Source organism: Deltaproteobacteria bacterium (assembly GCA_020848905.1).
Classification (GTDB): domain Bacteria; phylum Myxococcota_A; class Polyangia.
The window spans coordinates 41,293-54,232 of sequence record JADLHG010000067.1 but is presented as its reverse complement, the minus strand read 5'-3'; the positions used below and the strand labels follow the sequence as shown (position 1 = coordinate 54,232).

Here is a 12,940-nt window from a genome sequence, read left to right as displayed (position 1 = left end):
CCCCCCCCGGCGGTCTCGCCAGAGCGCAGACGGCACCATGGACGAACCCGTCGTAGGCATCGATCTCGGCACGTCGAACAGCGTCGTGGCGGTGGTGCAGGACAGCCACGCCATCGTGATCCCCGACGCGCAGGGGCGGCGCATCCATCCGTCGGTCATCTCCTTCCATCCGAACGGCGCGACGCTCGTGGGGCAGGAGGCCAAGCGACGCCGCATCGTGGACGGCAAGAACACCATCTACTCGGCGAAGCGCCTGATCGGGCGGAACTTCCGCACCCAGGCGGTGCAGGACGCCATCAAGCGGCTTCCCTATCAGGTGGTGGAGGGGGAGAACCAGCAGGCCATGGTGGTGGCCCGCGGCCAGTCCTTCGCCATCCCCGAGATCTCGGCGATGGTGCTGCGCTACGTGGTGGGCGTCGCCGAGGAGTACCTGGGGCAGAAGGTCACGAACGCGGTGATCACCGTGCCGGCCAACTTCGACGACGCGCAGCGCGAGGCCACGCGCGCCGCGGGACGCATCGCGGGGCTCAACGTGCTCCGCATCCTGAACGAGCCCACCGCCGCGGCGCTGGCCTACGGCTACGGCCGGGGGATGACGAGCCGGATCGTGATCTACGACTTCGGCGGCGGCACCTTCGACGTGACGGCGCTCCAGCTCAACGACCGCGTCTTCGAGGTGCTCTCCACCGCGGGCGACAGCTTCCTCGGCGGCGACGACATCGACGTGCGCGTCGTGGAATACATGGTGAAGAACTTCCTCGAGCAGACGCGCGTGGACCTGAGCTACCACGAGGCGGCCATGGCGCGCCTGCGGGGCGTGGCCGAGCAGGTCAAGTGCCAGCTCTCGTCGCGCAACAAGGCGGTGGTCCAGGTGCAGGAGATCGCCCACGGCGACGCCGGCCAGCCGCTCGACCTCTCGTTCACGATCAACGTCGAAGCGCTGAACACCATGTCGCGGGACCTGGTGCAGCGGTCGTTTCTCATCTGCGACGAGGCGATGAAGCTCGCGCGCCTCGCGGCCACGCAGGTGGACGACGTGGTGCTCGTCGGCGGCACGACGCGCATGCCCATCGTGCGCGACGGCGTGCGCGCCTACTTCGACATCGAGCCGCGTACGGACATCAACCCCGACGAGGTCGTCGCGGTGGGGGCCGCGATCCAGGGAGCCGCGCTCGGACGTAGCCAGCAGGAGAGCGTCGGGTCGGTGCTGCTCGACGTCACGCCGCGCGCGCTCGGCATCGCCACCGTCGGGGGCTACGCGGACACGATCATTCCACGCAACGCGCAGATCCCGCTCGAGCAGACGCGCCGCTTCACGACCGGGCAAGACAACCAGCAGGTGGTCCGTATCCAGGTCTGCCAGGGGGAATCGCGCGTCTTCGCCGAGAACCAGCCGCTCGGCGAGCTGGTGCTGGAAGGATTGCGGGCCGCCGGACGGGGTCAGGTGCAGATCCAGGTCACCTTCGAGATCGACACCAACGGCATCATGCAGGTGCAGGCCGTGGACCTGGAGACCGGCCGCCAGCAGCGCGCGAAGGTCAACATCCTCGGGACCACCTCGGAGGCCGACCTGGAGGCCATGATGCGCCGCCAGCAGAACCTGCCGGCCCCGGTGGACCGGTCGATGCCCTGACCCCGGAATCCGCCCGGCCGCGTCTCAGCGCGCCGTGCGCGTCGCCGTCACACCGTACGACCGAAGCAGTCCCAGCGCCGCGGGGAGCTTGCCCGGGCCGACGGTCATCGTGCCGCCGCTGGTCCAGAGCGTGAAAGTCCGCGGCAGCCGCGCCTCGTTGCCCGAGCGGTAGCGCGCCACCCACCCGTTCGCCGGGGCATCGAAGCGCAGCGACGCGAGGTGCTCGACCGGCACGTACTGCCCGTCGCCGCGCAGCTCCGGCAGGAACGGCACGTGCGCGTCCCGCACCGAGAAGCGGAGCTCCTCCTGCACGCCGAGCGGCCGCTCGGCCTCGGGGAGACGCACGCGCGTGAAGGCCACGCCCCCCTCACCGAGGCGCGCGATGAGCGCCGCGGGCGCGAGCTCGTTGAAGCGGCAGACCGGGCGGCCGTTCTCCTCGATCGTCACGTCGCGGCACGGGAACGCGTTGCTCCGGCGCGGGGTGAGGCGCCAGGTCTCGCGCCGCGGGTCCCAGCCCACGTGCAGGAGCTCGTGCAGCGGATAGCGCACGCGCACCGAGCTGTCGTCGATCCGGGCCACGGCGGTGAGCGGCGAGGCGGCCGCGGGATCGATCTCGAAGTGGAAGGGGTAGAGGTGGTCGCGCGCGTGCTTCACCCCGTCGATCGCGGCCTGGGCCGTCTCGGGGCTCAGGCGATAGGTCTGGCGGGCCAGCGGCTCGTGCACCGAAAGGTTCTGCTCCTGGTAGGTCCGCCCGCGCTTGTCGGTCAGCGTCCAGGTGCGGCTCGCGGCGTCGTAGCCCACGGAGGCCAGGTCCGAGGTCCACCACATCACCGTCGGGCGACGCGGGTCATCCACGGGGATGTGGTCGTAAAAGACCCCGTCCACGTGCTTTCCCTCGGTGAGGAAGTACGGCTTGGCCCACGGATGGTCGGGGATGTCCCGCAGGTCGAACTCGACGCGCTCGGCGGACGCGCGGGACGCGCCGAGCACGAGGCCCGAGAGGGCCACGAGGGTGAGGATCAGGTGGTGGCGTCGCATGGTGGTCCTCCCTTCTCTAGCGACCGACGACCGGTCGGATGAAGGCCTGGTTGGCGGTCTGGTTCACGGTCTGGTTCACGGTCCGGTTCACGGTCTGCCGCTGCTCGATGGCGATGCGGTCGCCGAGCTGCCCGACCTGCGTCACGTCGCCGATGTGGCCCAGGTTGACCACGTCGCCGATCTGCCCGTGGTTCACGACGACCACGGGCGGCGTCCGGCGCGTCTGCGGAGCGTCGAGCGTGAACAGGTTCGTGAGCGCCCGATCTACCCGCTCGAGCTCGCGGAGCTCGCGGAGTACGCGCCCACCCAGCCCCTCCTCCGCGGGCGGGGCAGCCACCCCCGAGAGGTAGAGCCCGCGTACGAGGTAGCGTGCGGCGAGCCGCGTCTTTTCCACGCTCGGAGAGAGCGGACCGCGGTAGTCGCGGTGCACGAGGTTCTGATAGGCGGCGTCGATCTGGTAGGCGAAGTCCCCCGCGAGTCCCCCGCGGCGAGCGTAGGCCCGCGTGGCCTGCTGCACGCGCACCACGCGCCGATAGAAGTCGGCGATCGCGTGCTGCTGGAGCTCCGGCTGCCCCTCGAGCCGATCGAAGCCGATCATCGGCCGGAGCGCCTGCGCGGCCAGCCGGCGCATGGCGCGCACCTCCGTGACCTGCCCCAGGGCAGCGGCCGGGTCGGCGGCGTGGGCCGGCGCACCAAAGGCCGCGGTCGTCGCGAGTGCCAGCGCCGCAAGGGCCTGCCGGGGGCGCGCGGCGCGGCGATTCGTGGGGGATGATGCTCTCGGTCGATGCGTCCTCATGGCGGCCTCCGTCGTGTGCGAACCCCGGTCACTCCCGGTGGTCGAAGCGCGCAGACGAGCAACCCGCGTGCCGGACCCTCTCGGCGGGCGAAGGGGGCGCAATCACGAAGGAGCGACGGCGGAGGCGCACTGCGCGGGACACGAACCTCTCCAGGCCCCGGTCGGTGAGAGGGGTCGGGGACGGGCCATGAAGATCTTCACAGGCCTTAGGACACGCCGACGGCGCGGAGGGGAGAAAACGATACTAAGGTGCGAGCCGTGCTCACGTACGAGCCGCGCTCGGTTGCGGGCGGGACTACGGCACGCGAACGGTCTTGCCCGGCTCCACGCGCACGGTCTGGGGATAGGTCTTGCCGCTCTCGAGGTCCACGACCGTCACCTCGTGCTCCCCCCGCGGCAGGGCCAGGGTGGCCACCGGCTTGTGGTCTCCAAGGCGCAGCCGCTGCCGCCGGGTCTTTCCCGCCACGAACCCGTAGACGAGCTCGCGCGTGACGGTGCCGCCGGCCTTCACGACCACCTCGACGCGCTGATCCAGATAGGGGTCCTTGTTCCGGAGCGTGAGCGTGTGCGTCCCCTCGCGCAGGATCAGATCGCGCACCGGCAGCCGGAGCACGGGGCCATCCCCTGCCTGCAGCCGCGCCTTCACGTTCGAGAGCACGGTGAGCTTTCCGCCGAGGGGCAAGGCGGCCGTCTCTCGTAGCGACCCACCCGACGAGGGGGTCCAGGACTGCTCCCACGGCACGCGGTCCGCGGCGGTGAGCCGGACCCGATAGGGACGCCCGGCCGGGACCGCGTAGGCCGCAACGGGGGTGACGAGCCCGGTGTCCACGTCGTTGACCCAGAGCCGCGCTCCGACGGGTTCGGAGGTCACGGCGATCACCGCGAAGTCGGGGGCCAGAGAGAGCGTGCCGTGGTAGAGCGCCGTCTTGTCGGCCGTGACGGTCACCGCCTCCTGCACCTCCTTGAAGCCGTGCAGCGTGAGGCGCACGGCGTGCGCCTTGTCGGGGTCCACCTCGTCGAGCAGCGCGGGCGTCTTCTGCCCCGTCTGACGACCGTCGATCCAGACCTCGGCTCCTTCGGGGGTCGAGGTGACGCGCAGCTTGGCCTTGAGCCGGGGCAGGACCAGCCGCACCGTCGAGGGGGCCCCCTTGCGCAGCGACACGACCTCGCGGGCCTCGCCGTAGCCGGGGCGTCGCGCCGTCACCACGTAGGGGCTGGACACGTCCAGCTCGGGGAGCGAGAGCGGACCGCTCGCCACGCCCTTCTGCGCGCCGTTCAGATAGATCGTCGCTCCCGGGGGCTCGGTCTCGATCGTGAGCGAGCTCCGCGCCGGCCGCCGCAGAATGGGCCACGCGAAGAGGGCCGCCGCGACCACGAAGAGGGCCAGCGCCATGGCCAGCGTGAGCCCCACCATCGGGCTCTGCCCGCGCCGCTCGCGCGCCGCCGCCGGAGCCGTGCTCACGAGGTGCGTCGGACGGTCCTCGTCCCCGTCGCCGGCAGCACGTCCGCTCTCCTCGTAGATGCCGAAGTGCATGAGCCGGTGACCCGGCGTGCGCAGGTCAAACAGGCAGACCACCTCGGTCGCCACCCCCGGCAGCAGGTTGATCACCAGCTCCGTGACGTTGCTCGCCACGAGGTAGAGCCCGAGCCCCGCCCCCGCGGTCTTGCGCTCGATGGGGTCGGCGGAACGCACGCAGCGGTTCAGGTAGTCGAGCACCGTGGCGCGGCGAAGCGAGCCGAAGCTGTCCCGCACCGAGACGGCGAAGAAGGTTCCGTCGCAGGCGAACTGGAGCACCGTCGGGCGCTCGAGTCGCAGCGTCGAGCGGTCGCGCGGCTGCACCTCACCGAAGAGCGAGCGCCCCTCGGGGTCCACCGGGGCGTCGTAGAGCGCGTTCATGAGCAGCTCGTCCGCCACGAGCTCGATCGCTTCCTTGGCCTTGGGCCGCACCTTGAGAACGCGCGCGAGCTGACTCACCGCGGCCAGCGCCTGCCCGCGCTCTTCGTGGCTTCCGACGACCTCGGAGTAGACCTTCACCCCCCAGGGCATGAGCTTGGAGAGGCCGAAGATGTTGCCGAAGAGGAGCTTCGACCCGACGTAGGCCAGGCGCGCGTCCGTCACGTGGTCCTTGGCCAGAAGCGCCTTGACCGCCGGCGTGGCGAACTGGCCGAGCATGGCGGGGAGCCCCGGCTTCGGAACCACCAGCGCCGCGGCCGCCCCCGCGCCGAGCTGGGCAAGAACAGCCTTCAGCTCGTCCGCGGGCGGCACCAGCTCCGCGAGGAGCAGATCCGCCGAGGCGTCGAGCTCGGCGCGGCTGGTAGCCACGTTCACCACACTCCCCACCGCCGTCAGACAGCTGGCCATGGACCGCGCCACCGTGCGGTCGGCCGCAAAGACACTGCTCCGCGGACTGATCATCGGACGACCTGGGTCATTGGTAGGCCGATGGTACCAGAGGCCGAGGCGCGGCCGAAATTCTCCGCCACGCCGGCGTCCTCGACGCGGGGACAGCGCGGGGTTCTGCGACCTCCTTCCTCGGTCGTGATATGATGGAAGGAGCCCACGGGACGGGCGATAGACGGTGGGGCGTCGAGTGCCGATGGCGGCGGTTGCGAGCTTGCGCAAGAAGGTAGAGCGCCTCTGGTCCAAGAGAAAGCTCGTGGACGCCATTGGGCTGCAGCGGCAGATCTGCCAGTCGGACGCGAAGAATGCCGACGAGTGGCAACGCCTCGCCGAGCTCGCCAGCGCCGCCGGCGTGACGGAGCTCGAGCTCGCGGCGCGCTTCGAGGCCTCCAAGCTCCAGAGAGTGGGCCCCGACGAGTGGGTGGCGCTCGCGGACCGCGCCATGGCGGCGGGCTTCGTGCGCGACGCGATGGACGCGCGCTTCCGCGCGGCGGACGCCTGCGCCACCCTCGGTCAGAGCCGACGCGCGATCATGCTCTTCGACCAGGTCCTGGCGCTCGACCCGGACCATCAGGCCGCGCGACGGATCCGTCAGGTGGTGCAGGCCCGGCTGGCGCGTGCGGAAGCGCAGAACGACGGGGCCGCCCGACGCCCGAACACGGCGCGCTCCGGCAGCTCCCCGAGCCTCGACGGCGCCTCGTCGAGCCCGGGCTCGTCGTCCACCCCGGCCTCGTCGCGCCCAGGCTCCTCGTCCACCCCGGCCTCGTCGTATACGCCGACCCCGACCCCCGACCGCGCTTCGCCTGCCTCGTCGACGCCGGCCCCCGTGGCAACCACCATGGACGAGCTGGCCGACGAAGTCCGTCGCGCCGAAGAAGAAACCCGCGTTCTCGACGGACCACCTCCACTGCCGCCCACCGCGGAGCCCGCGTCCGCCGCCGAACCAGCGTCGCCCGACGCGGCGGCGGTGGCGAGCGCCGCCGAGCCCGAGAGCCGTGACCAGCCGATGACGCCCAGCTCGCCCACGAAGGAGCCCTCCGAGGAGGGCGTGGACCCAAGTGACGACCACGTAGACGAGCGCGAAGACGAGCGCGAAGACGCTCGCGAAGACGAGCGCGGCGACGACCTCGATTGGGAGGAGACGACCTTCACGCGCCTCGGCCACGGCGCGCCGAGCTCGGGGGTCAGCGCGCTCGAGGCCGAGCTCGACGAGACCGACGCGCTCCAGTCTCTCGACGAGGACACCAACACGCAGTGGGCCCCGGCCAACCCGGACCTGGGCAGCGAGGGGGCGCCCACCGTCGCACGCTTCGTCTGCGAGACGCAGCCCTGGCCCACGGTGCTCGACCAGCACTGCCTCCTCTTCGTCGGCATGAACGACGTGGTGCCGGAGAGCCTGCTCGAACTCGCCGAGCCGGTGTCGCTCGCCGAGGGGGCGCTCGTCTACCGCCAGGGTACCCCCGGCGAGCTGCTCTACCTGCTCGAGCACGGCGACCTCCGCATCGGGCGCGAGCGGGGGAGGCTCGAGGACCTGGGCACCATCCCCGCGGGGTGCTTCTTCGGCGAGGCGGGGTCGATCGCGCGCATGCCGAGCACCGTGAGCATCTGGACCACGCAGCCCTGCGAGCTCAAGGTGATCTCGCGCGAGCGCCTGCGCCCCCTGATGGGCGAGGCGAACGACGCCCTGGCGGCGATGGTCCAGTCGCTGCGCGGCTGGTACCTCGAGACGGTCACGCGCATCTCCCCCATCCTCGAGCACTGCCGCAAGAAGGAAGCCACGCTCGCCGACGACGAGGGGCTGGTCTCCTTCACCCCGGGGCAGTCGCTCGTCGTCCCGGGGGCCGCGGCCAAGCTGTTCGTGCTGCTCTCGGGGGTGGCGCAGGTGGCGGTAGACGGGGCGAACGGGCTGGCGGTGCTCGGCCACCTCTGCGCCGGCGATCTGGTGGGCGAGCTCTCCCCGTCGCCGGTGGCGGTGACGGCGGTGACGCACACCTCGGCGCTGGTCATCGACCGACGCCGCCTCGGCCGCCTCCCCGAGAGCCTGCAGGAGGCGCTCGACGCCCGGTACCGGGCCTGCGAGGCGGTCCTCGCGGCGCACGGCGGGGCCAAGGCGCCCTTGTAGCAGCCGGGGAGGCGCGGCTATGCTGGCGGCGCCATGGACGAGGAACAGCTCAAGGCCCGCATCGGGCAGATCCACGCCGATCTCGAGGACTACACCTATTACGAGCTATTGAACCTGGACCCCGCGGCCTCGCCCGACGACGTGCAGGCGGCCTTTCACCGCATGGCGCTCTCGATGCACCCCGACCGCTACCAGACGCACGCGGACGGCGAGCTGCGCCGGCAGATCTACGCCATCTACAAGCGCGTGGCCGAGGCCTACCGGGTGCTCATGGATCCCGAGAGCCGCAAGGCCTACGGCGAGGCGCTCGGGCGCGGCGAGAAACGGCTCGCGCAGGTCGAGCGGCAGCGCACGGGTCCGAAGCGAGCGGAAGACACCATCGACCACCCGCAGGGGCGCAAGTACTTCCTCATGGGGCAGGAGGCCGAGCGCCGGGGCGACAAGAAGACCGCCCGCCTGCACTACAAGTTCGCGAAGGACCTGGTGGGGGACCACCCGACGGTGCTCGCCCGTCTGGCCGCCCTCGACGCCGCGGAGAAGAAGTAGGGGCCCATGCGGCTGCCGGCGCTTGGACGGCTCGCCCTCCGCGCGCGCTACTTGGCGCGGAGCGGGAAGCGCCGACTGAGCGAGAACTGACAGAGCTTGAGCAGGGCCTGGCGCTGCGTCGCCGAGTCGGTCTTGCGGAGGATGCGCTTCCAGTAGGTGCCGATGGTGCCGAGCACGCACTTCATGCGCTCGGCCGCCTCGCGGTCGGCGACCCCGACGGCCGCCAGCCGCAGGAGCTCGCTCTCGCGCTGGCTCAGGCGATGCTCCTTGGCGAAGGCCTCCACCTCGAAAAGGCAGCGCTCACCTGCGCCGAGGGTATCCACGAGGTTGAGCAGGGTCTCCGGCGTGAGCGGCTTCGGGATGGCGATGATGCCGCGCAGGTTCAGCCGCAGGACGCGCTCGCTGTCGATGACCCCGGAGAGGACGGCCACGGCGGGGGGTACCGGGAGCCTCTGGAGACCCTCGATGAGGGTCTCGCCGTCCCCGTCGGGCAGGCGGAGATCGAGCAGCACCACGTCCCAGGGAGAATTCGTCGGCTCCGCGGCCCTCTCCAGCCACGCCCCCGCGTCGGCGAGCGTGTTGGCCACGGCCACCTCGTGCCCCTGCCCCTTCAGGGCGCGGGAGAGCCGCTCGGCGACGAGCGGCTCGTCCTCAACGAGGAGCACGCGGTACGACATGAATCCCCCTCTTCATGGACTCTGTTCTAGTGCCTTTCCGTCGTGGGAAACAAGCCCGAGAAGGAGGCGCGCCCCCTCGTGTCCTGGAGCCACGGACAAGGGCCCTATCCCCGGCGAAGCACCAGCTCGAGGGAGGAGGGATGGCTGTCGATGACCAGCGTCTGTCCGTACGGCACGACGTGCCGGCGGTGCGCCCCGTCGGCCCAGATCATGCCGCGGCGCACGTGACAGACCACCACGAGCGCCTCCTTCGGGCCGAAGCTCGCCGACCCGCGGCTCCTTCGCGCCCGTCCCGGTCCCGCGTAGGGCTCGCGCACGAGGTATTGCACCCGTCGCGAGTGCGGCGCGTAGGTCCGCCCACCGGCCGAATGGATGCCCCCCGTGGAACCGGCGGCCGTGGCCACCCAGAGCCCGGAGCTGCGCACGGGCACGAGCACGCCGTCGGGGAGCAGGCGCCCGCGCTCGGGCAGCTCGTCGAGAGGGAGCGCCCCGAGCTCGAAACGCGTCATGTCCGCCGGACACGCGTGGGCGAAGAGCACGTCGTTCAGGCACGGCCCGAAGAGGTCGCGCCCCTCGAGGCGCACGCGCAGGCGGGTAAGGCGGGTGGGCACGAGCGCCCCCGAGCTCACGGCGTCGAGCAGGGCGTCGAGCTGGTCCGCGGTGCCGGCGCAGAGCGCCCCGACGCTGTTTGGAGGATCGGAGTTGAGCCCGAGCAGCGGAGGCCCCTCCACGATGTGCTGGGCCGTATCCAGGACCGTCCCGTCTCCTCCCACGGAGATGACCAGATCGAACCCCTTCACCCCTCGCGCCTCCCCGCGCCAGCAGTACTCCGCACGCACCCCCCGCGAGCGGAGCGTGCGGCGCGTCGTCGCGAGCGAGGCCTCCTGCGTCCGATGACTCGCGAGGAGGCGCTGCGCCACCGGATCCCCGCGGCGAAGCGCGCTCTTCACCGCGCGGTCGCGGTGCTCGCGCACATAGATCTGGTAGAGGCTCTTGCGATGAACGACGAGCACGCGCTGGATCTGCACCGACCCGAGCTCCGGCAGATGGGCGGCTCCAGAATGTCACAACCCCGTCGGCTTTCAACTCCTCGAGGGGAAGTGAAGCGTCGCGCCCCGCGGCAGCGGTTGACGCAGCGCGCGGCCCGGCTCCGCGCGGAATTTCGACGCGCGGCGCCCGCGTGGTATCTTTCGCGCTCTATCTCCGTCGGCGAAGTGAATCGTGAGCGACCGTCCGCGAGGCCCTCGTAAGAAGGGCCGCCTGCTAGCCTTGCTCCTGCTCGTCCTCGTGGCGGGCGCCATCCTCTACAAGGTCACGCGCCTCGAGGCGGTGAAGGTCGCGCGCGTGGCCCGGGGAACCGCGATCGAGGCCGTGTACGCGGTGGGCACCGTCGAGCCGGTGGACGTGGCCAACCTCAAGGCGCGCGTCTCCGGGCCCGTGCTGCGCCTGCTCGTCAAGGAGGGCGACCCCGTCAAGGCCGGCCAGCTCCTCGCCGAGATCGACGCCCCCGGCCTCGCCTTCGACGTGGAGCGCGGGCAGGCCGACTTCCGGGCCGCGCGGTCGCGCGCCAGCTCCGCCCCGCAGCTCGAGATGCTGCGCAGCAACGAGAAGGCCCTCACCTCCGAACTCGCGCAGGCCCGGCGCGACCTCGAGCGGGTGCGTCGCCTGAGCCAGTCGGGCGTGCTCAGCCCGCAGGAGCTCGAACGCGCGCGTACGCAGGTTCAAACGAACGAGGCGCGCCTCGCCGCCAATCGCGCGCAGCAGCGGGATACGCAGATCGCCATGCGCAGCGACGTCGACCGGGCCAAGGCCGGGGTGGCCAGCCTGCGCGCCCGGGCCAACGAACGCGACCTCCGAGCGCCGCTCGACGGCCAGGTCCTGAAGCTGCACGTCGAACGCGGCGAGACGGTGGCCATGAATCAGAACCTGCTGCGCATCGGTGACGCGGGGCGGCTGCGCATCGAGGCCGAGGTGGACGAAGCGGACATGGGCCGCGTGCGCCTCGGGATGCCGGCCGCGGTGCGCCTCTACGCCTTCAGAGACCGGGCGATCAGGGCCCACGTCTCGCGCATCTCTCCGGCCGCCGACCGCGAGCGGAAGTCCTTCTCGGTCCACTTCGACTTCGACGACAAGGTCGAGGGGCTCCGTCCCGGCATGACCGCCGAGGTGAACGTGATCATCCGCCGCAAGGAGGCGGTGCTCCTTTGCCCGATCGAGGCGCTGCGCGACGGGGTGGCCTGGGTCGTGGACACCGAGGGTCGCCTCTCCGAGCGCAAGGTCGAGCTCGGCATTCGCGACGTCACGCGGGCCGAGGTGGTGAGCGGGCTGGCCGACGGGGAGCGCGTGGTGCTCGGCGTGAAGGGGGCGCCCCAGACCGGACGCCGCGTCGCACCGACCGAGGTGCCGACGAGTCCCTCCGCCGGCCAAGGCTCGGGCGCCGGCCTGGCGGCCAACGTGAAATGAGCTCGCTGAAGCTCTGCGTCTTCGTCGCGCTGCGGCAACTCTGGGATCGGCGCCTGCTCAACGCCATCGCCATCAGCGGCGTGGCCCTGGGCGTGATCACGCTGATCACCATGAACGGGCTGATGCAGGGCTTTCAGGACAAGTTCATGATCGAGATGCTGCGCATCTCGCCGCACGTGATCCTCTTCAGCAAGGAGCTGGGGCAGAAGGAGACGGTGCTGCAGCAGTACGAGGGACGGCTCGACCTCGTGGCGCAGATCTGGCACGAGCAGGCCAGCTCGCGCTTCACCCGCATCAAACGACCGAGCGACCTGATCCGCGAGTTCGAGGCGCTCCCCGGCATCCAGGCCGTCTGCGACAGCCTCGTCGGACAGGCCATCCTCTCCTACGGGACGAAGGACCTCGGGGTGGACCTGCGCGGCGTGCGCCCGAGGACGCAGGACCGCTGCACCCCCGTCTCGGGGTACGTGCAGGACGGGGCGTGGAGGGACCTGGCGGCGACGCCGGACAGCGTGGCCCTCGGCTCGGGCGTGGCGAAGGATCTGCAGGTGAAGCTCGGCGACCAGGTGCGTCTCGCCGTCCCCGGCGGTCGCGCGATCTCGCTCAAGGTGGTCGCGATCTTCGACGTCGGCATCCCGGCGGTCGACAAGTCGCGCATCTACGTGGACCTGCTCACCGCGCAGACGGTCCTCGGGCGACCGAACGTGATCGGCCAGCTCGAGGTGCGGCTCGACGACCCGTTCACCTCGGAGGCCTGGGCCGCGCGCCTCGAGCGCATGACGGGGCACGACGCGCAGAGCTGGGAGGAGGCGAACCTGAACTTCCTCGACCTGTTCCGCATCCAGGACCTGATCATCGCGCTCGTCATCGGCGGCATCCTGACCGTCGGCGGCTTCGGGATTCTGGCCATCCAGCTCATGATCGTGCTCGGCAAGACGCGGGACATCTCGATCTTGCGCGCGGTGGGCCTCCGCTCGCGCGACATCCTCTTCATCTTCGTGCTGCAGGGCGCGGTGATCTCGCTCCTCGGCGCGGCCCTCGGCGACCTCGTCGGCTGGCGCCTGGTCGAGTTCCTCGCCGACCTCGACCTGCCGATGGAAGGCATCGTCAAGAGCCGTAAGTTCCTCATCGCCAAGAACCCCATGTTCTACGTCTACGGGGCGGTCTTCGCCCTCCTCGTCGGCATCGCCGCGAGCATCCTCCCCGCCTGGCGCGCCTCGCGCGTCGAACCCGTGGCCGTCTTGCGCGGCGAAATTACCTGAGG

Annotated in this window: 10 protein-coding genes; 5 read left to right on the top strand and 5 right to left on the bottom strand. The window is 71.1% G+C overall.

Annotated elements, in window-relative coordinates; genetic code table 11:
• The first annotated feature begins 37 nt into the window (after positions 1-37).
• Entirely contained in the window at positions 38-1,633 is a 1,596-nt protein-coding gene (locus tag IT371_28450) for an Hsp70 family protein (GenBank protein MCC6751616.1), read from the top strand.
• Positions 1,634-1,657: 24 nt separating this feature from the next.
• Here IT371_28450 and IT371_28445 read toward each other — a convergent pair whose 3' ends face one another.
• The 3 genes from IT371_28445 to IT371_28435 all read right to left on the bottom strand — a co-directional run bounded on the left by IT371_28445 (position 1,658) and on the right by IT371_28435 (position 5,829).
• Complete coding sequence (locus tag IT371_28445) at positions 1,658-2,671, bottom strand: hypothetical protein (GenBank protein ID MCC6751615.1); 1,014 nt, start codon at positions 2,669-2,671, stop codon at positions 1,658-1,660.
• 16 nt (positions 2,672-2,687) lie between these two features.
• Positions 2,688-3,467, bottom strand: a complete 780-nt coding sequence (locus tag IT371_28440; protein MCC6751614.1) for a hypothetical protein — start codon at positions 3,465-3,467, stop codon at positions 2,688-2,690.
• Between the two features lie 295 nt (positions 3,468-3,762).
• Positions 3,763-5,829 carry a PEGA domain-containing protein gene (locus IT371_28435; protein MCC6751613.1) on the bottom strand — a complete coding sequence of 689 codons (2,067 nt, stop codon included), beginning with the start codon at positions 5,827-5,829 and terminating at the stop codon, positions 3,763-3,765.
• A gap of 253 nt (positions 5,830-6,082) precedes the next feature.
• Here IT371_28435 and IT371_28430 point away from each other — a divergent pair, with 253 nt between their 5' ends.
• Entirely contained in the window at positions 6,083-7,990 is a 1,908-nt protein-coding gene (locus tag IT371_28430) for a cyclic nucleotide-binding domain-containing protein (protein MCC6751612.1), read from the top strand.
• A 33-nt stretch (positions 7,991-8,023) separates the two neighbouring features.
• Entirely contained in the window at positions 8,024-8,536 is a 513-nt protein-coding gene (locus IT371_28425) for a J domain-containing protein (protein ID MCC6751611.1), read from the top strand.
• 47 nt (positions 8,537-8,583) lie between these two features.
• Here IT371_28425 and IT371_28420 read toward each other — a convergent pair whose 3' ends face one another.
• Entirely contained in the window at positions 8,584-9,213 is a 630-nt protein-coding gene (locus IT371_28420; protein MCC6751610.1) for a response regulator transcription factor, read from the bottom strand.
• 104 nt (positions 9,214-9,317) lie between these two features.
• Positions 9,318-10,241 (bottom strand): NAD(+)/NADH kinase, encoded by a 924-nt coding sequence (locus IT371_28415; GenBank protein ID MCC6751609.1) that lies wholly within the window; start codon positions 10,239-10,241, stop codon positions 9,318-9,320.
• Positions 10,242-10,434: 193 nt separating this feature from the next.
• Between IT371_28415 and IT371_28410 the strand changes: the two genes are divergently transcribed.
• A complete protein-coding gene (locus IT371_28410) occupies positions 10,435-11,676 on the top strand; it encodes an efflux RND transporter periplasmic adaptor subunit (protein ID MCC6751608.1) in 1,242 nt (413 codons plus the stop codon).
• Positions 11,673-12,938 carry an ABC transporter permease gene (locus IT371_28405; GenBank protein ID MCC6751607.1) on the top strand — a complete coding sequence of 422 codons (1,266 nt, stop codon included), beginning with the start codon at positions 11,673-11,675 and terminating at the stop codon, positions 12,936-12,938. Before IT371_28410 ends, IT371_28405 begins: the two co-directional genes overlap by 4 nt.
• The last annotated feature ends 2 nt before the right edge of the window (positions 12,939-12,940 follow it).